We start from the raw sequence: 23,214 nt of genomic DNA, 5'->3' as shown, positions 1-23,214 counted from the left end.
TCTCTACACCGGCATCTTCATAATATCTTCAAATGACATAACTACTTTGTTACGTACTTGCATTAACGCATTGAACGACAGACTGGCTTTTTGACTTGCAATCATCGCCCCAGTCAAATCATCACTTTGCCCTGTTTCAACTGCTGTCATTTTCTGACTCGCAACGGACTGATGTTGATTCACCGTATCGAGAACACTCGTCATTGCTTGAGAAAAAGACATAGGTGCATTCAATTCTTTAACGTCAAGTGGATTCGCGCTGACAACAAATTCAGGTGACTGAACTTGAGTACGCATAACTTCCATCTTGGAGAGCATGAGTTGCTCCGCTGATACCGCATTGTTTAGTGGTTGACTAGCCATCATCTCTCTCCTTTAGGCTGCTGAGCCAAGTGCCGACTGTAAATCGATTCCGTGCTCACGCATTGCCGCAAGCTTGTACCTTAATGCACGAGTCGAAACTCCTAACGCATCTGCTGTTTTTGTTCGATTGCCGCCGAACTGACGTAACTTATCTAGGATGAATTGGAACTCTGCTTGCTTCTTCGCCTCAACATGGCCAAAGCTAGATGTCGGTTCCACAGGCTGGGCTGAAGTCACTAACTCAATCGGTAACATTAGATCCTGAGCCGTAATGTAGTCACCGTGGCGCATAACCAACGCTCGTTGAATGACATTTTCTAGTTCACGAATATTTCCTGGCCAGTGATATTGGCTTAAGGCAGTCACAGCATCGTGAGACAAATAGCATTGGCTTTTATCTTGATATTTTTCGATGAAAAAGTGACTGATAGGCAAGATATCTTCTTTGCGCTCTCTCAGCGGTGGCCAATGAAGTGGGAGGACATCTAATCGATAGTAAAGGTCTTCACGGAAAGTACCTTTTTGCACTTCTTCTCGCAGGTCTTTGTTCGTTGCAGCGATGACGCGGATATCTAGCTGAATCGCTTTATGACTACCAACTCTCTCGACCTCACGCTCTTGAAGCACGCGCAATAGCTTCGCTTGTACAGCAGGAGACATTTCTCCTATCTCATCAAGAAGGATAGTACCGCCATTGGCCTCTTCAAATTTACCACTCTGTGAAGCACTCGCTCCGGTAAACGCTCCCTTCACATGACCAAAAAGCACTGCTTCCAACATAGATTCAGGGATTGCTGCGCAGTTCACTGCGACAAAAGGCCCATCAGCACATGAACTGTGCTCATGAACATAACGGGCAAGCACTTCTTTACCAGTTCCCGATTCACCAGTAATCAATACACTTGCTGTTGTACACGCCGCACGGTGAGCCAACTGAAGTACCTGCTTACTGCGCCAAGACTCGGCAACAATGTTCGCAAGTGGCTTTTCAAGAGCCTCAACACGAGTAAGTAAACTCAAAAGTTGGTTACTTTCAAACGGGCGCAGCAAATAATCTGTCGCCCCTGCTTTCATTGTCTCTGCTGCAAGAATGCCTTGCTCTTGATCGACAATCGCAATAACAACGCCAGAATTACGCTGCTTTTGATGGCAAGCGACAAATTCACGGACACACATATCCGGAAGATTTGAGCTCACTAAGGTAATTTTTGCTCTTTCTTCCAATAATGCACTTCGTCCTGTACGAGCATGACGAATGAGATACCCCGCCTTCTGCAAGACATGCAAAACTGGTTGAGCAATAACATCATTCGGCTCAACCAACAGAACTTCCATTTTCGCCATCATTGCACTATTACCTTATTCTTGTTGATCTCAGTGTTACGTGAATTACGTGGAACAATTTCTTCGTTATCGCGAACCAATCGCAATGTAACGCGGCGATTCCTATCTCGACCATCAGCAGTACTGTTGCTAGCGACTGGATAGCGGGCCCCGTGTGCTCTTACTTCAATCAGGCCTTTATCAATACCTAGCTGCGTCAGCATATCTGCGACTTTTTCCGCTCTCTTTCGTGATACAGATAGGTTGGCAACCGAGGAACCAACATTGTCGGTATAGCCGTCGACTAATATTTTGGTTATGCGATCATCTCTAATGATGTAACTTTTCAAAGCTCTAAGTTTGTGAGATTGAGAGGCTGATAGTGATAGTTGCCCAAAAGCAAACGGCAATACAACATCTCTAGCCTGAGCAAAGGTCATTTTTGGTAACTCAGACCTACATGCGTCAAGAGAATCTAAAGATGTATTCATCTGTATTGTCGGAATCGTTAGCTTTAAGGAATCATTACTTCCGCTTAGTGACAGCGTAACCCATCGACCTTGGTGAACATTATCTAAAAGCTCTGATATTCCCTGTTGAAAGACTAAGCGCTTCTGGTTATTCACTACTTCAAGAGTATCAATAACAAAGGGTTCACGCCCCTTTTGCCATGGAGCTCGAACACTCTGAAGTGAAGCTCTACTCCAACTTTTGTCATTACTACTTAATTCGGCAACAAAAGAAACATTATCATTTGGTAACAAGCGGAAATAAAACTTCCCCTGCGGAACCTTTGAATGAACCAATTTGCATTCAAATTTTCCTCCTTTAAATGACCAACTGGATAAATCCATTGGCACATTAATATATTCCGAGGCATTAAGGTGAGGCACAGAAAATAGACCGAGAGCCAAAAACGTAGATAAACAGCGACGAAAACGTTTTACATCACTATATTTTTGACATTTCCATGACTGAAGAAAACTAATTAGATATGCCGTACCATTAAAATTATGGGCATACAAAACCATATAAAAGTCCTACTTTGAAACAACATCACTCGCTTTAAGTTGTGTGTTATTTAAGCAACCAAGCCTGCCGTTCAATGATTTAAAACTAACAAAACAATAAGTTAGAAATGTAAACCACATAACTTCCTGACTAATTCTCTATTGGTAATAGAGAGTATAAAAAACGAGCTTTGCTCGTTAAATTTTAATATTTTTTATTATTAACTTATTTATAAATCAAAGTACCCGTTTTCTGATTTTATTTGAAGATGACTTTGTCAACTCCATGTCAACATATGAACCGAAGTCACATTATTAAAATGCCATGCTAATAAATAATAAATAACCCTGTGTAGACTGTCGCTGCGATTGTGGATTAAAGACAATTGTTAACGCAAGGTAAAATATATAAAGAAGCAGAGTTTAAATGGCTAATTCAGACGTGCAGATTTTAAATGTAGAATTGTTAGGAAAGCCTATTCATATCATACGTGAAAAGTTGTTTACCCTAATTTCGGAGTCTTGTAATGGCTTAACTAATGAGCTGCAGAACTGGCTTAAAACCAACAAAGTCGAAGCGAAGATACATTCTGTCGAGCTACATTCGTTTTCACCATCTGAAATGGAAGCGAACACGACATCGACACTAAGGCACCAAAGTGGTGGCCTTATATACATACATACTGAGACAGAAACTCTGATTAAACTTGCAGATCGATTTTATGGTGCAACGGTTGAACGTTCTACAACGTCTTTAACCAGTAGTGATATCCGAATTCAAGAAAAAATCAGTAAACTGATGGGAAACTGGTTAGCACCCTCAGAAATGTGGAAGGCCGAACGCTTTGAACCTACCAGCGGCGTTGGCCTGCATGTGCAGTTAACCATTAAGTTCAAGGATCATGTTGGCACCATCCACATGAAGTTGGACGGTCAACTAGTACAAACCCTAATTGACGAGCTGGAGCTTCAATCAAAGTCCGATCTGAACGAACCGTTTAAGCAGGCGTTAACCTCAGCCCCTGTTCGTTTGAATGCTGTACTAGCTAAAAAGACGATGTCGTTAAGTGATGTTGTGCAGCTTCAACCGGAAGATATTCTTCCAATAGAGTTGTTTGCCAATGTCCCACTAAGCATTGGTAACCAAACACTTTTCTCAGGTCGCGTGGCAGAAAACGACGGCCAACTCGTATTGATTTTTAACCAAAATAAGGAATCGCACTAATGAGCGAATCTTTTGAAAACACTGCTTTCGACAGTGACGACATTAACTTTGATGACTTCCAACTTGAAGACTTGGACAACGAAGTATCTACAGACACTCCAGCTTTCGCTGAGAGAGATCTGAGTTTCTTTAAGAACATTCCTGTTACTGTAACTCTAGAGGTTGCAAGTAAAGAAATTGCCCTAGGAGATTTGATGAAAGCGGGGGAAGGTACGGTATTAGAGTTAGATAAACTCAATGGCGAACCGCTAGACGTGAAAGTCAATGGCGCATTAATGGGTCATGCTGAAGTTGTTGTTATTAATGAAAAATACGGTTTAAGACTTATCGACGTTCTTGATTCTGCTTTATCTGGTGTTGGTCGATAAACAGTGGTACCTAAAAGCATGCGCATTTTTAAAAAGCCTTCACTCCTAGCTGCATTTATCGCACTGTGCACGTTGGGGATGATGTCATTCCCAACATTTGCAACAGAGAGTGGCCTCACATTTTTGTCAGTGACAGATGGTCAAACACAGCAAGAATACAGCGTTAAGCTCCAAATCCTGTTGTTAATGACGGCATTGAGCTTTTTGCCTGCTTTTATTTTAATGGCAACCAGTTTTACTCGTATCATCGTTGTTTTGGCGATACTAAGACAAGCATTAGGCCTACAACAAAGCCCTCCTAACCGCGTTCTTGTCGGTATCGCACTCTCGCTGACTATTTTGATAATGCGACCAGTATGGTCTGACATCTACGACAATGCTTTTCAGCCATACGATAATGGTGAAATAACCTTGATTCAGGCATTCTCTGTCGCGGAAAAGCCCGTTAGGAACTTCATGCTAGCTCAGACCCATCAAAGTGCTTTGGAGCAAATGCTGCGAATCGCTAATGAGCCTATCGATCAAAATATCGAGGAGATTTCCTTCGCAGTTGTACTCCCAGCCTTTGTGATAAGTGAGCTAAAAACGGCATTTCAAATTGGCTTTATGCTATTTATTCCATTTCTCATTATTGACTTGGTCGTTGCCAGTGTTTTGATGGCTATGGGCATGATGATGCTATCACCGCTGATCGTTTCTTTACCATTCAAGTTAATGGTCTTCGTTTTGGTTGATGGCTGGGCCATGACGGTAGGCACCTTGTCTGCAAGCTTTGGGTAACAGGGAGAAATAAATCATGACTCCTGAAATGACGGTCACTTTGTTTTCTGACGCGGTATGGCTCATTATCTTAATGGTGGCCGTTTTAGTCGTACCAGGACTTGTGGTCGGTCTCGGAATAGCAGTATTTCAAGCAGCAACTCAGATCAATGAGCAAACCTTAAGTTTTCTTCCCAAACTATTGGTCACTCTACTTATGGTCATTTTTGCTGGCCATTGGATGCTGCGTAAAATCATGGAACTGTTTGATTATCTGTTCCATAACATTCCGGGAATGATTGGCTAATGGCCATTACGTTTGCCGAGCTTTCCGTCATACTTGGTCAACTTTGGTGGCCATTTTTTCGTATTGGCGCCGTTTTCATTTCCATGCCGTTTTTCGGGGATGCACTTATCCCTGTTTGGGTCAGGAGCCTACTCGCACTTTCAATTGTCGTCATCACGGCACCATTGATGCCCGTAATGCCTGAAGTTGAGCTATTTTCTCTCACCTCACTGTTCCTTGCATTCGAACAGGCAATTTGGGGGATAATGTTTAGCTTAATTCTACATATGCTTTTTACCATTTTTACAATGCTGGGTCAGATCGTCTCATTGCAAATGGGTCTTGGTATGGCGATGATGAATGATCCTGTCAATGGCCTCTCCGTTGCAATCTTAGGTCGTGTCTTCTTACTGTTTTCAACCTTATTGTTTTTGGCTTTAGAAGGGCACTTACTCATCATTGATATTTTGATTCAGAGCTTTGTAATATGGCCTGTAGGATCGGGGATCTCCTTGCTCTCAATACACGGGGTCCTAAATGTATTTGGCTGGATGTTTACATCTGCTCTCGCTCTCGCCCTACCCGCGATCGTTTCTATGCTGCTCGCCAACATCAGTTTTGGTGTAATGAACCGAGCCGCGCCTTCACTGAACGTATACGCACTCGGTTTTCCTATGACCATGATGCTTGGTCTATTTAGTGTTCTGCTTTCAATTTCAGGCGTGCCTAGCCGGTATACCGCTCTAGTACACGATACTTTGCGTTATTTAAACAGCTTCATGATGGGGGGCGCATGAACGATCAATCTTCACAAGACAAAACTGAAAAAGCCTCCCCGCAGAAAGTTAAGAAAGCGAGACAAGAGGGGCAGATCCCAAGAGCAAAAGAGTTTACGACCGCAGTTATTTTTTTGGCTGTCGCTCTCTATTTCTACTCTCAGCTCTCCAATATTTGGCAGAGTATGACGGGTGTCTTCCGTTACAATATGGCATTGACCAAAGACGATCTCGCATCACCGAATCAAATGGTGGAACAAATCGGGCAAAGCCTAGCGATGATCATCGAAATGCTAGTACCTATGTTTGCTGTCATCATCATCGTTACCGTCGCCAGTACACTTGTGCTAGGTGGTTGGATGTTTCGTCCAGCAAACATGTTGCCCAAGTTAAGCAAGCTGAATCCTCTTTCAGGTATAAAACGCATGTTTTCGACTCGATCTCTAGTCGAGTTAATTAAGTCAACGCTCAAAGTCACTGTAGTTTTTGCCGTCCTTTACGGCTATCTAGATAACCACCTTCAGCCATTGTTAGGGATGCAAAGCCTACCTCTTAATCAAGGGGTAACGATGATCATGTCTATCTTGTTTGAAGGGTTGCTCCTGATGGGCGTTGCACTTCTCATTTTTGGTGTCATCGATATTCCTTACCAACGATGGGAGCACTTAAAAGAGCTCAAAATGACAAAGCAAGAGCTTAAAGAAGAATTTAAAAATAACGAGGGACGACCTGAAGTTAAACAACGTATTCGCCAGATTCAACAACAGTTCGCCCGACGTAAAATTGATAAGATGGTGCCAACTGCGGACGTTGTGATCACCAACCCAACCCACTACGCGGTGGCGTTAAAGTACGATATGAGCCTCTCTGAAGCCCCATTTGTAGTAGCTAAAGGCGTCGATGAAACAGCAATGCACATTCAAAGAATCGCAAGAGAAAACCAAGTCGAAATTATCAATTCGCCACCTCTGACGCGTTCAATCTATTACACCACCGCTATTGAGCAAGCGATTCCAAGCCAGCTCTATATTGCAGTGGCGCATATTCTGACTTACGTATTGCAGCTGAAGGCTTTTCGTAAAGGCTCGGGCAAAAAGCCACACCCATTGCCTATTTTTTCTATTCCTAAACATTTGCAGCACTGATTAACCAGCGTTTACCCAAGGATACAAGAGCATGTTTAACCGGTTAAAACAGATCCAAACTTCGACAAAAGGCTACATCGGGATACCCGTTGTACTGTTGATGGTGTTAGCAATGGTCATTTTGCCATTGCCTCCACTACTATTGGATGCCCTATTCACCTTCAATATCGTACTTGCGATACTGGTTTTATTAGTAAGCACAACGGCGAAGAGACCACTCGATTTCTCTATCTTCCCGACAATTCTTCTGGTTGCGACTCTTCTACGCCTAACGCTAAACGTTGCCTCGACCCGTATTGTATTACTTGAAGGTCATAATGGTGGCGACGCTGCTGGTAAAGTTATTCAAGCTTTCGGTGAGGTCGTCATCGGCGGTAACTATGTCGTCGGTATGGTCGTATTCATCATTTTAATGATCATTAACTTTGTTGTGATCACCAAAGGTGGTGAACGTATTTCTGAAGTATCGGCACGATTTACCTTGGATGCCTTACCGGGTAAGCAAATGGCTATTGATGCCGACTTGAATGCCGGCTTGATTGATCAAGAAACTGCTAGACTAAGACGTAAAGAAGTTGCGAATGAAGCAGACTTTCACGGCTCAATGGATGGTGCATCTAAATTTGTTCGTGGTGACGCAGTAGCAGGTCTTTTGATTCTATTTATCAACATCATTGGTGGTATCAGCATTGGTGTGTTTGAACACGGCCTGCCTGCTTCGGAAGCATTCAAAACCTATGCATTGCTGACCATTGGTGATGGCCTAGTCGCGCAAATCCCATCCCTGCTGCTGGCAACCGCTGCCGCTATCATCGTCACTCGCATTAATGATACTGACAATGACATGTCAGAGACCATGCACAAACAGCTATTGGCGACCCCAGCAACCTTGTTTACGGTTGCTGGCATTATGGTCATCATTGGTATTGTTCCTGGCATGCCACATCTTGCTTTCTTTACGTTCGCGGCTGTACTTGGCTTTGCAGGGTGGCGCCAATTAAAAAAACCAGTTCAAGACCATCAACTCGATCAAGTAGAAGCAATTTCACAAGCGATGCAAGAGGAGGAAACCCCACTTACTTGGGATGATATTCCACATGTACATACTCTTGCATTGTCACTTGGTTATCGCTTAGTACACCTTGTAAACAGAGAGCAAGGAGCGCCATTGGCACAACGTATTCGTGGTGTAAGAAGAAACCTCTCTGAGCAAGTTGGCTTTCTGCTTCCTGAGGTACGCATACGTGACAACCTAGCTCTTAAGCCAAATCAATACACTATTTCACTCAATGGTGAAGTAATAGAAGAAGGTTTTATTGAACCAGACAGACTGATGGCTATTGCTGTTGGTGAAACATACGGAGAAGTCGATGGTATTTTGGGCAGTGACCCAGCATACCAGCTACCAGCCGTTTGGATTGAACACAGTGACAAAGCGAAAGCACTCAATATGGGCTACCAAGTTGTCGACGATTCAACCGTTATCGCAACTCATATCAGCAAAGTGATGAAAACCAATCTTGCCGATTTATTCAACCATGATGACGTTGAAGCAATGAACCAACGTTTGATGGCACAAGCTCCAAAACTAGCAGAAGCTCTGGGAGCCGCATTAACGACAGCCCAACAACTCAAGGTGTATCGTCAACTGCTGCTCGATCAGGTGCCACTTAAAGATATCCGTAGTATTGCAAACACTATGCTTGAATCGTCCGAAAATACTAAAGACCCAATTTTGTTGTCTTCCGATGTTCGCTGTACGTTACGAAGAACGTTAGTCAACTTAATCGCAGGGAAGAAAGTAGAGATTAGCGTCTACGCGTTGTCTGATGAACTTGAGCAAATGCTACTGACGTCACTACAGCAAGCACAAGCAAATGGTCCAGTAATGCTTGATAGCTTCCCTATTGAGCCCAACATATTGGGGCAGTTCCAGCAGAACTTGCCTTTGATTAGACAACAATTAAAGCAACAAGGGCTTGCACCGATCTTATTAGTGATGCCTCAATTGCGACCATTACTTTCTCGATACGCGCGCACCTTCACGCAAGGTCTTGCGGTGTTGTCGTATAATGAAATTCCAGAAAATAAACAAATTAATGTGGTAGGAAACCTTGGCTAATCTCACTTCAGCACAAGCAATATATTTACACTTGTGTAAGTTAATGAAGCAAAGCGTCGTCACGGATGACGACCAAATTGTTTATGACGCTTTTACCAAACAAGACATAAAGCACGCTTGCCAAGCTATTAGGCAAGTGCAATCTGGCGATATCGAGTTTCAGCATCTCACGCTGCGTTTTGGCCACTCCGGTGAGCAAAGTATTTATGATTTTGACTTATCTGAAACAATGATTCTGTGTCTAGACCTTTACAGTATCTATCTAGCCATCCGTCAAACTCAGTTTCAAATGGAAACCTTCCACCCGGATTTGATCAGTAACGTTGTTGTTCCAATTCGAATGAGTGCGCTGCTATGGGCAAACGGGAATCGCTATCTTAATCGAGTCATTGAACATCACGGTAAAGCCTTCAAACACATCATCCCGTCAATACAATTTGATGAACCATTTTGCTCCACAGAAGAAAGCTTTGAGCTGGTCGAAAAACTTCGTGAACATGCCTTTTCACTGTGGTTCGAGGTAACAACCTCGCATCTTGACCTTGATACAGTGCATTCATTTAAACCAGATATGATCAAAATGGTGGTCAACTTAGAAGACAAAGAACATAGAGAAGCTTTCTTACCAGTTGCTCGTTTTTTAAGGAAGTACCGCTATAAATGGGTAGCAAGTCGAGTTGCAAACCAAAGTGAACTTAATCGTTATCGCCTGCTTGGAGCAAGCTACTATTTTGGCTATTTCAGCGATTTACCTACCCCTATCTCTTTCAAAGCACCGACTTTGGAATAGACATCACTAAAACAGAGCAAAATACATTTAATTGAAAAATTTTTTATTTTTTTAATTAATCTTCACCAACAACCATCCGCCTCTAGTTAGTGAGCAAGGGAATTTCCCGAAGCCTGAAAAAGATATTGAGAAACCAAGGAGACTTAAGATGGCTTTATCTATGCATACTAACTACGCTTCACTTGTTACGCAAAACACGCTAAACAACACAAGTGGTCTTTTAAACACTGCAATGGAGCGTTTGAGCACAGGCTTCCGAGTTAATTCTGCTGCTGATGATGCTGCTGGCCTGCAAATCGCTAACCGTCTAGAAGCACAAACTCGTGGCATGAACGTTGCGATGCGTAACGCACAAGACGGCATCTCTATGATGCAAACAGCTGAAGGTGCGATGGACGAAATGACTAACATCGTTTACCGCATGAACGACCTAGCTACTCAATCATTGAACGGCTCTAACAGCGCTGCTGACCGTACAGCAATGGATACTGAGTTTAAGCAGCTAACTGCTGAGCTAACTAACATCATGGGCAACACGTCTTTCGGTGGTCAAAAACTACTAGCGACTGCAGGCGCATTCGAAGCTGGTGCAGTTAACTTCCAAATTGGTTCGTCTTCTGCTGAAACTCTAGCTGTTGACGCATCGGTAAGCGTTAAAAAAGTAGCAGCAACTCTAGCTGACGCAGCCATCACTGATGGTATCGGTGATGCAACGAAAGCAAAAGCAGCACTTGATAAAATCAGCGGTGCAGCTGGCCTTATTGAAGATATCGGCGCAAGCCGTGCCCAGTTTGGTGCAAACATCAACCGCCTAGAGCACACAATGACTAACCTAGGTAACATGGTTGAGAACACTACTGCTGCTAAAGGCCGTATCGTGGACGCTGACTTTGCCGTTGAATCTTCTAACATGACGAAGAACCAAATGTTGATGCAAGCTGGTACAACTGTACTATCTCAAACGAATCAACTTCCAGGCATGGCAATGTCTCTACTTCGCTAATTTAGCGAAAGTAACCTTCACCATTAAACCTCCCGCTGGGAGGTTTTTTTTTAGTCTGACTAGCGAAAGGTGATTAATTTTACCCGCCATTAGGTCGCCTATAAATAAGGAAGCGCTATACCTTGGCGCCTAGGAAAAGCGGAATGCCAACAGCGGAAATTCGGCTTCCGCCAGAATGTAAAAACAAATATAAACAACTGTTTTTATTAAAAATTAACTATCGGCACGCATCTTGCGATAACCCTTTATATCATTAGTAAATATTCACTTTACTGTTATCTCTAGATGGTACGAAAACGATGAGAGAGGGAATGACCTCATGAGTTCAATAGATCCAATTTCTATGGCCACTCAATTGGCAACTTACGATGTACAGCCATTTCAACAGCGCTACAAGCTGCAGTCTGACCGCTACCAAGCTCAGCTGACTGCACTAGGAAAAGTTGAAAGCGCGCTTCGTGAATTCCGCACAGCGGTTAATGGAATGAACAGCAGTACGAGCGGCATAGTAAAAAACTCAACGACACTCTCTCAGGAAGGTTTTTTTACCGCTGATGCAAACGCGAATGCACTATCTGGTAGCTATCAAGTTTTCGTAGAGCAAGTAGCAACTGCTCATCAGCTATCTACAGGGATGCCTGCTGACCTAGAAGCAACCACAGAGATCCCGACAACCGGGACTTTGGATTTTACGATAAACGGTAAAAGCATGAGCGTTGACCTCTCTACTGTCGATAATGACGGAGATGGAAAAACAACGATGTCTGAGCTGGTCACCGCGATCAATAACCATGATGACAACCCTGGTGTGAATGCCACTTTAGTTCGTTCCAATGGACAAACTCACTTTATGCTTTCAAGCACCGAAACGGGCGTTGCAAATACGATTAATGTCAGCTCAAGCGGTACAGGACAAGCATGGTTTGACGATGCTTTCACCAACACAAAAGAGATCACGGCACCGCAAGATGCGGTGATTTGGTTGGGCGCTCAAAATACGGGCCTAAAACTCACCAACTCAAGCAACAAATTCGAAGGTGTTATTGACGGTGTAGATCTAACCGTAAGTAAGGCACAAACAGCCGGCGAGGCACCAATCAGTTTAGCTGTCGGTCCTGATAGTGAAGGGACAAAAGAGCAAATCGATAAGTTTGTTGAAACATACAACAACTTGATCTCGACACTTGACGAGTACACTCAAGTCGGAGGAGAAAACAAAGAGCGTGGAGCTTTAGCCAACGACCCTACTCTTCGTTCAATTGAGAGCCAGTTAACCGCAATCACACGTGGCGAATTTAATGGAATGCGACTAAGTGAAATCGGGATCACGCCAGACCGTAATGGGAAACTAACAGTAGACAGTGAGAAATTCCAAGAAGCGCAAAAAACAAATAGCGCAGGTATTGAAGCCATGTTTAATGGTGACGGCGCCCTACTCGATACTCTAGATGAAATGGCTGAGCCGTTCCTGAAGTTCTCATCAGGCCTATTTAACTCTCGTAAAGAGGCTCTCCGTTCTAGTATCGATCGAATTGAAGACAAGCAAGCCACTCTAGAGCGTAAATACGATACCTCGTACAAGCGGTATCTAAAGCAATTTACGCAAATGAACACATTAATGACTCAAATGAACCAAACCATGTCAATGTTTGGTTAAAACGCTTTTAGGAGAAATACTTATGCTAATGGATTCAGGCTACGACTCATACCAGCAAGTCGATCTTGATGCACAAGCAGCCGCCGCTAACCCTCACCAATTAGTAGTGATGCTAATTGATGGTTTACTCGACGAGTTGGAGCGCGTTAGAGGTCATATGACCGCTGGCCGACTAGCTGAAAAAGGTATTGGCATTAATAAATGCATGAACATTCTAATTGGACTAACCAGTGCTTTAGATGAAGAGAACGGCGGCGAAGTTGCACAAAATCTTCAACAACTCTACGACTTTTGCCAGATGGAACTCTACACCGCGAGCGTGAAGAATGACACAGAACGCTTAATTAATGTAGAGCGTGTAATGGGAAACATTCGAGAAGGCTGGGTAAACTTTGGTAAGCAAGCATAAAGTTCCAGCAGGCTATCTAAATCAGTTTGCTCGAAAGATCGAAGCCTCAGCTAAAGCCTCTGATTGGGAGGCTTTGAAAGCTTATGACGCAAAATTAAGGCAGTTATTGTCGGCAAATCCAACACTAGTTAATGATCCATGCCTGCAAGATGAACTGGCACACCTAAAGTCTACCCACCTGAAGGCATTTGTGGCGCTAAAAAACGCAACCGACCAACTAAAAGCAAAAATGGAAATGGTTGATGCCCAGCAAGAGCGAGCAATGGCTTATGAGCTCGCAATGTCTATGGAGATTATGCCATGATCAATGTTCACTCTCTTTTGAGCTCGACCCCTTCTCAATCGTCAGGAGTAACTAAAATTGGCCAAAGTACGGTCAGTCAACCTATTACCGAGCAAAGTCTAGCCTTTGGCCAGTATGTGCAGGTTTCTAATGCCCAACCAAGCTTTAGCCAAACTGATTCGGAAGAGACAATTGAGCCGACTATAGAGCACCAACAAGAATCCTCAGAGGTGGTTGCCCATTCAATTGGCTTGTTCGGACTTCCAGAAGCGCAAGGCGACGGGCATGCGAATGTGCACCCTCTAAACGGGTTCGGCTCTTCACAACCCGAAACACAAAATATGACTGGGTTGACACCAACTTCTGAGGCTCTGCAAAAACTTGCAACTGAAAGAAATATCGATTCGAGTTCTTTACCTAAAGTGGGCACGCTAACACTTGAACCGAAAATGCTCACCCCTCACAATGTGACAGCGTCACATAAATCAGATCAAAACTCGTTAAAAAAAGAAATATTAAATAACAATCAACAAGCTCAAGTAAACAATTTGCAGACTCTATCACAAGCTAGTGCCAAACCAGTTTCGATAGAAAATCCAACTCAGATTGTATCCAACAACAATCCGCAGTCAGCACTTGTAGCTTCGACTTTGATTTCCAATGCTCAACCGGCCGAACTAAACCATGTTTCGAACGTCCCTACTCCTAAACTGCAATCTGGAGGCACTGAGTGGGCATCAATGCAAATTGATACCAAAGCTAGTAAATGGGGTGAACAAATGATGCAAGTTTTACATGACCGAGTGACCTTACAAGCACAACAGAATATGCAAGAAGCGAAGATCCGTCTCGACCCTCCTGAGTTAGGTAAATTAGATCTTTTGGTTCGCGTAGAAGGTGACAGACTTAACGTTCAAATCAATGCGAACGCAACCGCAACACGAGAAGCATTAGTTCAAATATCCGAACGCCTGAGAGCAGAACTTCAACAGCAAAACTTCGTTCATGTGGACGTCAACGTGGGCTCAGACCAAGGAAAAGGCCAACAAAACCAAAATGAATCTCAAGAGGAAGCCAAGGCTACAATTTTTTCTTCAAGAGAATCATCAAATGGCCAACAAACATTTACAGCAATGAGCTCAGAGCACTGGCTCAATACCCAAGCCTAATAAGTTATCGAGGATAAGGTTATGACCAAACCACAAATGATCACCATGATTTTCGCAATGATCATCACTAGTGCTCTAGTTTCTGCTGGCACGGTAGTTGGCGGGATCTGGTACTTAAAACATTCTGGAGAGGAGAAAAGCTTCGAAAACCTAATCGAAAATTCTCCACTTTCATTCTTAACTAAAGAAGAAGAAGTTGTAAAAGGGCCAAGCTTTCACCCTCTTGATAAGGTTGTATTGACAATCAAAGGTAAAAAGCAAACGCACTTTGTCATGCTAGAACTTGCGGTTGAAACCCGCAACCCAGAGCGAATTCAAGATATTGACAATTACATGCCAATGATTCAAAACTCGCTACTCAAACTGTTCAGCGATAAAACGTTTGATGAACTTCAGCAATCAGGTGCAATAGAAGCGCTGCAGAAAGAAGTCAAAGATACCTTATTACTCTCTTTTGCTGAAACAAGCATTGTTCGTGATATCGATGATGTACTGCTGACAAAATACGTCGTTCAATAGCGGAGTTCATTTATGCTAGATATGAACTTCCAAGACGATTATGCGACCGCTGAGCAGCTACAAACGCCAGCCCAAAAGATTGATGAAAACAAGTTACTCCAAAAACATCAAATCATGGTTAAGCGTATCGTGAATCAACTTCGTGTACATGCGACAACACATTGCAGCATAGAAGATATGCAGCAAATTGGTCTCATTGCCTTGATTGAAGCTGGCAGGCGATATGGGGATATTGAAGACCCTAACTTTCCAGCTTTTGCAGTGTGTCGAATACGTGGTTCAATCTTGGATGAACTTCGTCGTTTAGATTGGCGTTCGAGAAAAACCCGTCAAGAAGCTCATGAGCTCAACGATGTAACCAGAGACCTCACTAAGTCACTGGGAAGACCGCCGAGTGACGCGGAAATCATCAAAGCCCTTGGGACTAACGAGCAGGATTATTACGCTCGCCAAAATGCGGCTTTGGCAGGTGAAATGCAAAGTCTCGATCAACTACTCGAAGCAAACAGCCATGCTCAGTTTGGTGGTGATTACGACGGTATGGAGCACGAACACACTCGTCGAAGCCTTGAGTCTGCAGTTCAAAAGCTAACCAAGCGGGACCAACTTTTACTGACATTGTTCTACCAACATGAGCTCAACTTACATGAAATAGCCTTGGTATTGGACCTGACTCCTCCAAGGATATGTCAATTGCATAAACAAGCACTCAAACAACTCAATCATTACCTGGCTTCTTAGGAGTTCAATAATGCAAAAATTCCTCGGTGCACTCATTATCATTATGAGTGTTTTTGGTGGTTACATGTGGGCAGGTGGCAGCCTTCTTGCTATCTGGCAACCCGCTGAAATCTTAATTATTGGCGGTGCTGCCATTGGTGCAACCATTGTCGGCAACCCTCCTCAAGTATTAAAAGAAATGCGTCTTCAACTCCGCTCGGTCATGTCAGCACCTAAAGATGAACGTGAATACTACATGGAGCTGATGGCACTGCTGCAAGTGCTACTAGAGACGATTCGAAGCACAGGTTTCAAATCTCTGGATTCACATATTGAAAACCCAGAGCAAAGCTCAATTTTCGCTAAATACCCATTAGTAGCCCGTGACTTTAGACTTGTTTCTTTCATTACGGACAATTTGCGTTTAATGGCAATGGGACAAATGTCGCCTCATGAATTAGAGGGACTGTTAGAACAGGAAATCGAAGCAATACAGACCGACCTTTTGCTCCCTTCTCGTTCATTACAAAGAACAGCAGAAGCGCTACCAGGGTTCGGTATTTTAGCAGCCGTAGGTGGCATCATTATCACGATGCAAGCAATTGACGGTTCAATTGCCTTGATTGGTTATCACGTTGCAGCGGCCCTCGTTGGTACATTTATTGGTATTTTTGGTTGTTACTGTTTTTTAGATCCAACCAGTAATGCTATGGCACAGCGTGTAAAACGCGATATGTCTGCCTTTGAATGCGTTAGAGCGACGCTTGTTGCTTATATCGCGAAAAAGCCGACACTTCTTGCGATTGACGCTGGGCGTAAACACATTCAGCTCGATATAAAACCAACTTTCAATCAAATGGAAAAATGGTTGGCTGAACAGGAGGGTTAATGCAAAAACAAGAACATGTCGTCTTTAAGCGTTCTAAAAATCACGGCCATGATGAACACCACGGTGGTGCATGGAAGGTGGCGTTTGCTGATTTTATGATCGCGTTAATGGCTCTGTTTCTCGTTTTATGGGTAATGCAGGTTGTTGATAAAGAAGAGCGGAAAGCCATTGTTGCTCATCTACACAGTTCAAGTGTATTTGACCAAAGTTATGGTAACCCGTTTGACACATCACAGAGCATTTCACCTATCGACTTGGCGCAGGATTCATCTGTGCCAAGCAGACATAACTCAAACCATGTTGTGAGCTCATATTTTCAAGGCGATGGAGATGGACCAGAGATTGACTCTCTTATCCCGGGAAACTTTGATACACAAGAGCAGCTGGCTCTACTGGCGAAAGTCATTGAAGAGATGATGGCCCAGATAAGCGCCCAAGGAAACGTAAACGTCACGGTTACGCCACAAGGTCTTCGAGTTGTATTGCAAGATGATTACAAGCAGCACATGTTTAGTCGTGGCGGAGCAGAACTCACACCGTTTTTTGAGGATTTGCTATTGGCATTAGCCCCTATATTTGAGCGCGTTGGAAACCCTCTTATAATTAGTGGCCACACAGATGCTACGCCATTCAAACAGCGCGCGGGCAAGCAATCTAACTGGGCTCTATCTGCAACCCGTGCAGATATGGCGAGAAAGACCTTGGTCTCTGGGGGCATGCCGGATGCTCGAGTTATGCAAGTGACGGGGATGTCAGATCGAGCCTTACTAAATCCAGAAGAACCAGACTCAAGCGAGAACCGTCGCATAGAACTATTTGTTCTAACAACGCCTGCGGCACAAGTCTTAGAGACTTTTTTTGGAAATCAAGACGGCTCTGAACTGCAAAAAGCCAAAGAGAAGGCAGAATTCAACCAACCAGTCATTCGCCAGGAAGTTATTTCTTATTCGTCAGATGGGACTAAATCTAATACCGCCTTGCAAAAGCTATAAAAATGTAGGTCACTAATCCTAGGGTCTGTTCACCTTTTGAGCTTATTTAACCGCGAAAAGTTAACAGACCCTAGTAACCTATAGTTACCATTATTAACTCTCTTTCTGAGCTCCAATATGCATCAACAATCCAATCAGCTTGTAAAAAAGGATAGCCTTAAAAAAGCTTTTCTCTGGTTGATCGTATTTGACTATATTCTGCTAGGTTTCTTTCTCACCCAATTGTGGAGCTTATCTCTTAATAGCGGCACCATGATCAGCATGCTGCTGGTTATTTACAACGTATTGCTAACGTTTCTTTGCTTCCAGCGAACCAACAAGCAAGATTCTTATATCATCTACCCAATTATCTCGGCTACGCTACTCGCGTTCGTCTGCTTCTTATATTTCTTCTTTTTGGTTTGATGGCACACCAAGATCTGTTGATTTATAGAACTGATTATTTCGGCAGTTTGTAGCGGGTTTATACAAAGCGAAGGCTTTGGAATGTCATTCTCCTACCTTATAAACCAACCATGAAAGGCATAAAAAAGGAAGTATAATAAGCTTCCTTTTTGGGGGTAAAAATTAGGAATTGGATTACCGGATCATCAGATAAAAGATAACACCTGCCGTAAACCCCAATAAAGCTAATAAGGTTGAGCTTGGTTTACTTTGTTTCCCTTTCAACCCATTGTTCTTCGCCATGCTGACTCCTTGTCTTTGGCCTTCCATTCTGGCTAATTAACACCTTAACGAATATCTATCCGAGGACGTGCTCACTTATCATTTTATTGAACGATACTAAGTCGAAAGAACCTCTTATCTCAAAGCGCACTCGCCCAACTTCACTCAGGAATAACTCGATCTCGCAGTCCAAATCAAACGTACCCGATGTTTCAATCGAGAAAGCATTGATCTTACTGTAAGGCAGTGAAGTATAGTCGACTTTTGAGCCCGTGATCCCTTGTACATTCGCCGCTATCACACGCTTGTTGGTGAACACCACTTGGTCACGTACCGTTTTGAAGCCAGCGAAAATACTCTCACCCTCAATCAAAAACTTGTGGAAGTCTTCACGTACATTAGAAACTTCAATCGGTTTAAGTTTGAAAACCGACGAGCTGTCGAAATCGATCATGGCATTACCTCAGAACATGAATAAATAAAATCACCCACCAATTAATAGCAGAGCCTCTACCACGAGCCTACTGATTTTGGTGACTTTTCTAACTCCATCTCGTTTTTGGTCATCGCACCGATGCTATTTCCATCCTTGCCGCCATTGTTGTGTGTCTTTCAGATCATGCCAATCCAACTCGCGCTCTCGCTTAGTCATGACAGCTTCAATCACGCATCTCACGACATTGCCTTCCTCATCAAACTCCATTTCTGAAATGATGAAGTGCTTTTCTTTGTTTACCGGTTCTGTCGCTGTCCATTTGCTGCGAAGTAACTTTTTAGGGTGAACTCGATTCATGATGCACCGCCATTCATACAGTAAACAAACTTTATTACGTAGCAACTGACCAAAGTGGTCACCATAAAGCTAAGATACTAAAAAGCTGTATTTGCTATTGTCTCTATCTATTTTTGTTGATTATTAAGGTGCTTCTCAACAACAAAGGGGATAACACTATCCCCCTTTTTCATCGGTTTGATTCACTGAAAGCGATTACATCACGCATTCTTTCGCTGCTTGTGCTTTCTCAATGCCTTCTTCAATCAGAGATTTGGTTTCTTCGCTACCGATAGATGACATCACTTTGTCCATCACCTTATCCACTGTCGATTCAGAAGATGCTTCCACCAAACAAGCGTACGCATTAGCAATGTGTTCTTTCGCTTCAATAAGCGCTTCAGGGTCGCTGAAATCCACATTCATTGCTTCTTCAACCGATGCAGCAAGTTCTTCTGCAGATTCCGCAGCATCACCAAATTGGTCCAGGTTGAACGCTTCCTCTACTGAATCCATCTGCTCTTGAACCGTATCAATCGCTTTGTTTGCAGCTTCTTGTGCTTGGTCGATGGCTTTGCTTGCGTTATCACAGCCGACAAGTGCCATTGCTAAAGCCATTGTTGAGATTTTCTTTTTCATATTTGTTCTTCTAACAAGTAAATCGCTAATCATCACAATACGTGATTAACAAAGAGATTTTAATTCAAGAGTTGTAAGAAGAGGAAACAGAAACGCTTGAAAGCCCCAAAAAACAAAGCCGCTACAACGAGCGGCACTTGTCTTTATTTATGTAAAGTGACTTGTCTAGCTATACGTTAACCTGATTAAGCTATTCTACCGTGTTTAATCGCCATCATTTCATCATACGATCGCTGTAACGCATCAAACGTCCACTCGAAGTAGACGCGACGTTCCATTAACGGAGCAATTTGGTCTGCATCAAACGATTCAATAGTAAGATCCGAGTACTCAACTTGCAGGCTGTCGCCGTCCGTCCCCCAATCTTCATATTCACGGTTACCAATGAGATCGTAAAGGTTGTTGCTTAGGAAGCTGTATATCACTAAGAATGACTTTACTGCATCTTCAGAAACGTTCAGCATGCTTGCAATCTGCGCAACATCATACGACTTTTCTTTATCACCTTGGTTAATATCAAGCCTTACCAATTGGGTTTCCCACGTTGCTAATTCACCGTAAGAGTCCAAGACATGTTGATTCAGGGCTTCGAATACCTGAAAAAAGTCTTGGATCATAGGTAGGTAATTGTCAGACATAAAGTCCCTTATTGTATTTAGTGGAACGGGCGACCTTCACCGCTGTGTTCTGCTCACCCTAGCCAGTGATTGTTAAAAGTTAGACTATAAGTTGCGACTTCGCGTACTGTTCTCGTAATTTTACTGTCATTTTTGGGTAATCAATCAACTAATGCCGTTGGCTCATCGATGCCCATGTAATCACACAACTCACGTTTAATTCGGTGGAACTCTTGTACTGAGACAAAACACTCGGCGTAACCCGTCTTGCCTTCAATGCCAATATGAAGATTAGGTAAAGTATCAATCGATAATATAATTTCAATAGAGTCGCTCGCGAATAAGAACTTCACGACATGATCCATATTTAAATAGTGACCTGATTCAATTTTTAATGCTTTTGCCACGATAAGTTCTCGGTATCAATAAAGGTTTATGATCGAGCCACAATCGGAATGAGACTATCACAAGCTTCCGTATCTAGAATTTGAATTCCCCCTCACTTTTGTTGCGATTAACTTTCAAGTGCCATCGTTTACCCAAAACTGACTGTAAGTTCACATACAAAAGAAGAGCGGAGCCTATTTCACAGTTTCAAGGAACAAAAAGGCCACTGTGATAGCGGCCTTGGTAAGTCATTAATTGGCGTAAGCTTCACGCATTTATCTGGTACATCGCGAAATAGGTATCAGCTTGAATAACGTGTTTTTGGCTAAGCTGCTTCAAAGCCTCAACAGCGTTTGCGAATGGGTCGTCTCCTGCGAATGCCTCAACCAACTTGTTGTAACGCTTTGAAGAAGAAAACAGCACATGCGCCAGCTCTTCAGCGCTAACTTCTAGCTCCACGGTCTCTTTGTAAACCTTCATCGCTTGGAAAGCGTCACAATCATTGAAGTTGATAGCGTGGTCATAGTTGGATTCCGTCAGCTCCATCTCTATGCCTAATAGCTTGAGGGGCTTTTCGAGCAACACTTCAAAATCGTACACCACAACGTGCGCTGCAGATTGGCAAACGCGTTGAAGTTCAGTCACCAAAGCCGCAGACTTTGCATAAGAAAGTGAGCCTGCAAACGTCACGACATCCACACTGTTGTCTGGTAATGGCACATGCTCACCATCGCCGACATGATACTCAATACCTTCTGATGGTTTGGTTTGCTCAATCATTGACGTGCTTGGGTCCACACCATGCAGTTGCTGACAGTATTTAGCCAATGCCAGTGTTGATACGCCCGTTCCACAGCCAATATCTAATCCCAACTGGAACTGGGGTAACGCACCTAAATTAGCTTGTAGGATGACTTGATGCAGCGGCGGGCGATAAGCCGCGTAATGCTTAGAGATGGCTTGGTTGTATTCTTCGCTCACTGATGTTCTCCCAAAATCTGTCGATGTTATTTAACCGTATCCGTATAGTGTCGGATATTACTGCCACTCAAAAGCAAAAAGCCACTCATTTGAGTGGCTCTATCTCACAACTTTAAGTGCTTTCTGATTTGGTACGGCGCTCAGCCTCAAACCCGCTTATAGCTTAGGTTCGGCTTCGAATTGCTTGAGGTCATCAGTAATGTCATTCCAAGGCGCTTTGGATGCGACAAAAATATGGAAGCTTGGCTTATGGGAAGGCACATCATCAAGAATACCCAAGCGCACATTGACGATACCGTTGTTCTTTTTCGAATATAGGCTAGAGCCGCAATGACGGCAGAATGAGAGTTCGGTATTGGCGCTCTTCTGATAGGTTTGGATGTGTTCCGCACCCTCAATCACAATCAGTTTATCCAGTGCAACGCCACCTGCTGACGAGTAATCGGATCCGGTAAATTTGCGGCATTCAGAGCAATGACAATTGCCCATGTATTTGAATTCATCCGCGACTTCGAGTTTCACCTTGCCACACAGACATGAGCCTTTGAGTACTTCCATTGTTAAGTCCTTCTCTTTATTGGAATGTCAGTTACCGAATCACCATGCCAGTCCAACACGACGAAATAAAGACAAGTAAGTCAGGTTTGCAAAAATGGAACGAAGAAAACCACCGCACTCTTCCATAAGCGCAGTGGAAAACAACTAGGACAAGTCGTTGCTTTTTTTTAGAAGCGGAACTCTGCACTTAGTGCGTAGCTGTTCTCAACAACTTTTGCTTCGTACATGGTGTACTCAAGTGCAACGCGAGCTGGGCCCAATGTCACACCTGCACCTACGCCGTAGTAGATGTCGTTCGTGTCACCAAGGTTAGTTTGGAAGTGACCCATACCGACACGACCGTAAACGTCGAAAATAGTGATTGGTAGTGTTAGTTTCGCACTTGCTAGCCAAGCATCAGAGTAGATGTGCTCGAAGTCTTTGTGCGTATCGATGAAATCTGCATATCCACCTTCAATCGATAGTAGGTCATTAAACTGGTAACCGATGTAAAGGTTGTAACCGCTGTTTTGATCACTAAAGTCTGTGTTCTCGTTCTTTACTTGGTATTCAGAATATAGGTAGCTAGCACCAATGTATGGGTTAGCAGCAGCTTGTGTAGCAAAGAAGATAGCAGCGATTGGAAGAATAAATTTGTTCAGTTTCATTTCTTAATAACTCTCAATATAAAAGGTTGACTAACATTCCCTAATCCTTCAGTACGTGATGCTCATGCATCGATTTTTTATTTCCTTATTGCAAGTGACTCCAGGGAACGTTGCGCCTTTTCTCTTTTAAGAAGCTCGC

General features: G+C 43.3%; 29 protein-coding genes. 18 read left to right on the top strand and 11 right to left on the bottom strand.

Features of this window, described 5'->3' with window-relative positions:
• Positions 1 to 3: 3 nt before the first annotated feature.
• The 3 genes from fliE to KIV41_RS19925 are packed head-to-tail and all read right to left on the bottom strand — an operon-like array spanning position 4 to position 2,717.
• A complete protein-coding gene (gene fliE, locus KIV41_RS19935; RefSeq protein WP_010450913.1) occupies positions 4 to 363 on the bottom strand; it encodes a flagellar hook-basal body complex protein FliE in 360 nt (119 codons plus the stop codon).
• A 12-nt stretch (positions 364 to 375) separates the two neighbouring features.
• Complete coding sequence (locus KIV41_RS19930) at positions 376 to 1,707, bottom strand: sigma-54 dependent transcriptional regulator (protein ID WP_038882919.1); 1,332 nt, start codon at positions 1,705 to 1,707, stop codon at positions 376 to 378.
• The gene (locus tag KIV41_RS19925; protein WP_171357501.1) at positions 1,707 to 2,717 is read right to left on the bottom strand and encodes an OmpA family protein; all 1,011 of its coding nucleotides are present in this window, start codon (positions 2,715 to 2,717) and stop codon (positions 1,707 to 1,709) included. Before KIV41_RS19925 ends, KIV41_RS19930 begins: the two co-directional genes overlap by 1 nt.
• A gap of 406 nt (positions 2,718 to 3,123) precedes the next feature.
• Here KIV41_RS19925 and KIV41_RS19920 point away from each other — a divergent pair, with 406 nt between their 5' ends.
• The 18 genes from KIV41_RS19920 to KIV41_RS19835 all read left to right on the top strand — a co-directional run bounded on the left by KIV41_RS19920 (position 3,124) and on the right by KIV41_RS19835 (position 18,213).
• Entirely contained in the window at positions 3,124 to 3,921 is a 798-nt protein-coding gene (locus KIV41_RS19920; RefSeq protein ID WP_171357500.1) for a FliM/FliN family flagellar motor switch protein, read from the top strand.
• Positions 3,921 to 4,289: a flagellar motor switch protein FliN gene (fliN, locus tag KIV41_RS19915; protein ID WP_010450905.1), complete on the top strand. Its 369-nt coding sequence runs from the start codon at positions 3,921 to 3,923 to the stop codon at positions 4,287 to 4,289. Before KIV41_RS19920 ends, fliN begins: the two co-directional genes overlap by 1 nt.
• A 78-nt stretch (positions 4,290 to 4,367) precedes the next feature.
• Complete coding sequence (gene fliP, locus KIV41_RS19910; RefSeq protein ID WP_086026586.1) at positions 4,368 to 5,069, top strand: flagellar type III secretion system pore protein FliP; 702 nt, start codon at positions 4,368 to 4,370, stop codon at positions 5,067 to 5,069.
• Between the two features lie 16 nt (positions 5,070 to 5,085).
• The gene (gene fliQ, locus KIV41_RS19905) at positions 5,086 to 5,355 is read left to right on the top strand and encodes a flagellar biosynthesis protein FliQ (protein ID WP_010450901.1); all 270 of its coding nucleotides are present in this window, start codon (positions 5,086 to 5,088) and stop codon (positions 5,353 to 5,355) included.
• Positions 5,355 to 6,131 carry a flagellar biosynthetic protein FliR gene (gene fliR / locus KIV41_RS19900; protein ID WP_285337548.1) on the top strand — a complete coding sequence of 259 codons (777 nt, stop codon included), beginning with the start codon at positions 5,355 to 5,357 and terminating at the stop codon, positions 6,129 to 6,131. Before fliQ ends, fliR begins: the two co-directional genes overlap by 1 nt.
• Complete coding sequence (flhB, locus tag KIV41_RS19895) at positions 6,128 to 7,255, top strand: flagellar biosynthesis protein FlhB (protein ID WP_285337547.1); 1,128 nt, start codon at positions 6,128 to 6,130, stop codon at positions 7,253 to 7,255. The genes fliR and flhB overlap by 4 nt, the downstream gene beginning before the upstream one ends.
• Positions 7,256 to 7,286: 31 nt before the next feature.
• Complete coding sequence (gene flhA, locus KIV41_RS19890; protein WP_285337546.1) at positions 7,287 to 9,377, top strand: flagellar biosynthesis protein FlhA; 2,091 nt, start codon at positions 7,287 to 7,289, stop codon at positions 9,375 to 9,377.
• Entirely contained in the window at positions 9,370 to 10,167 is a 798-nt protein-coding gene (locus KIV41_RS19885; RefSeq protein ID WP_010450892.1) for an EAL domain-containing protein, read from the top strand. Before flhA ends, KIV41_RS19885 begins: the two co-directional genes overlap by 8 nt.
• Before the next feature lie 148 nt (positions 10,168 to 10,315).
• Positions 10,316 to 11,170: a lateral flagellin LafA gene (gene lafA, locus KIV41_RS19880; protein WP_285337545.1), complete on the top strand. Its 855-nt coding sequence runs from the start codon at positions 10,316 to 10,318 to the stop codon at positions 11,168 to 11,170.
• A gap of 319 nt (positions 11,171 to 11,489) precedes the next feature.
• On the top strand, positions 11,490 to 12,827 hold the full coding sequence (gene fliD / locus KIV41_RS19875) for a flagellar filament capping protein FliD (RefSeq protein WP_038883759.1): 1,338 nt from the start codon (positions 11,490 to 11,492) through the stop codon (positions 12,825 to 12,827).
• A 22-nt stretch (positions 12,828 to 12,849) separates the two neighbouring features.
• Positions 12,850 to 13,236, top strand: a complete 387-nt coding sequence (gene fliS, locus KIV41_RS19870; protein WP_038883760.1) for a flagellar export chaperone FliS — start codon at positions 12,850 to 12,852, stop codon at positions 13,234 to 13,236.
• A complete protein-coding gene (locus KIV41_RS19865; RefSeq protein ID WP_038883762.1) occupies positions 13,220 to 13,540 on the top strand; it encodes a hypothetical protein in 321 nt (106 codons plus the stop codon). Before fliS ends, KIV41_RS19865 begins: the two co-directional genes overlap by 17 nt.
• Entirely contained in the window at positions 13,537 to 14,688 is a 1,152-nt protein-coding gene (locus tag KIV41_RS19860; RefSeq protein WP_285337544.1) for a flagellar hook-length control protein FliK, read from the top strand. Before KIV41_RS19865 ends, KIV41_RS19860 begins: the two co-directional genes overlap by 4 nt.
• Before the next feature lie 21 nt (positions 14,689 to 14,709).
• On the top strand, positions 14,710 to 15,207 hold the full coding sequence (fliL, locus tag KIV41_RS19855; protein WP_010450878.1) for a flagellar basal body-associated protein FliL: 498 nt from the start codon (positions 14,710 to 14,712) through the stop codon (positions 15,205 to 15,207).
• Between the two features lie 12 nt (positions 15,208 to 15,219).
• A complete protein-coding gene (locus KIV41_RS19850; RefSeq protein WP_010450876.1) occupies positions 15,220 to 15,948 on the top strand; it encodes a FliA/WhiG family RNA polymerase sigma factor in 729 nt (242 codons plus the stop codon).
• A gap of 10 nt (positions 15,949 to 15,958) precedes the next feature.
• On the top strand, positions 15,959 to 16,816 hold the full coding sequence (gene motA / locus KIV41_RS19845; protein WP_010450875.1) for a flagellar motor stator protein MotA: 858 nt from the start codon (positions 15,959 to 15,961) through the stop codon (positions 16,814 to 16,816).
• The gene (locus KIV41_RS19840) at positions 16,816 to 17,808 is read left to right on the top strand and encodes a flagellar motor protein MotB (protein ID WP_088879446.1); all 993 of its coding nucleotides are present in this window, start codon (positions 16,816 to 16,818) and stop codon (positions 17,806 to 17,808) included. The genes motA and KIV41_RS19840 overlap by 1 nt, the downstream gene beginning before the upstream one ends.
• Positions 17,809 to 17,925: 117 nt before the next feature.
• Positions 17,926 to 18,213 (top strand): hypothetical protein, encoded by a 288-nt coding sequence (locus KIV41_RS19835; RefSeq protein WP_010450871.1) that lies wholly within the window; start codon positions 17,926 to 17,928, stop codon positions 18,211 to 18,213.
• 337 nt (positions 18,214 to 18,550) lie between these two features.
• Here KIV41_RS19835 and KIV41_RS19830 read toward each other — a convergent pair whose 3' ends face one another.
• From KIV41_RS19830 to KIV41_RS19795, 8 genes are all read right to left on the bottom strand, one after another.
• The gene (locus KIV41_RS19830; protein WP_010450867.1) at positions 18,551 to 18,928 is read right to left on the bottom strand and encodes a PH domain-containing protein; all 378 of its coding nucleotides are present in this window, start codon (positions 18,926 to 18,928) and stop codon (positions 18,551 to 18,553) included.
• A gap of 123 nt (positions 18,929 to 19,051) precedes the next feature.
• Positions 19,052 to 19,267, bottom strand: coding sequence for a TIGR02450 family Trp-rich protein (locus tag KIV41_RS19825; protein WP_005435943.1), 216 nt, complete (start codon positions 19,265 to 19,267; stop codon positions 19,052 to 19,054).
• Positions 19,268 to 19,462: 195 nt separating this feature from the next.
• Positions 19,463 to 19,885 (bottom strand): hypothetical protein, encoded by a 423-nt coding sequence (locus tag KIV41_RS19820; protein WP_285337543.1) that lies wholly within the window; start codon positions 19,883 to 19,885, stop codon positions 19,463 to 19,465.
• 185 nt (positions 19,886 to 20,070) lie between these two features.
• Positions 20,071 to 20,523, bottom strand: a complete 453-nt coding sequence (locus tag KIV41_RS19815) for a hypothetical protein (protein WP_010450860.1) — start codon at positions 20,521 to 20,523, stop codon at positions 20,071 to 20,073.
• A gap of 140 nt (positions 20,524 to 20,663) precedes the next feature.
• Entirely contained in the window at positions 20,664 to 20,909 is a 246-nt protein-coding gene (locus KIV41_RS19810) for a hypothetical protein (RefSeq protein WP_045390928.1), read from the bottom strand.
• Between the two features lie 247 nt (positions 20,910 to 21,156).
• A complete protein-coding gene (locus tag KIV41_RS19805) occupies positions 21,157 to 21,870 on the bottom strand; it encodes a class I SAM-dependent methyltransferase (RefSeq protein WP_045390925.1) in 714 nt (237 codons plus the stop codon).
• Between the two features lie 156 nt (positions 21,871 to 22,026).
• Positions 22,027 to 22,428, bottom strand: coding sequence for a GFA family protein (locus tag KIV41_RS19800; RefSeq protein ID WP_005435931.1), 402 nt, complete (start codon positions 22,426 to 22,428; stop codon positions 22,027 to 22,029).
• Between the two features lie 167 nt (positions 22,429 to 22,595).
• The gene (locus KIV41_RS19795; protein ID WP_009705020.1) at positions 22,596 to 23,075 is read right to left on the bottom strand and encodes a porin; all 480 of its coding nucleotides are present in this window, start codon (positions 23,073 to 23,075) and stop codon (positions 22,596 to 22,598) included.
• Positions 23,076 to 23,214: the final 139 nt, after the last annotated feature.

The sequence above is a fragment of the Vibrio sp. D401a genome (assembly GCF_030248515.1).
Taxonomy (GTDB): Bacteria; Pseudomonadota; Gammaproteobacteria; order Enterobacterales; family Vibrionaceae; genus Vibrio; species Vibrio rotiferianus.
This window is presented reverse-complemented; position numbering and strand designations above follow the sequence as displayed.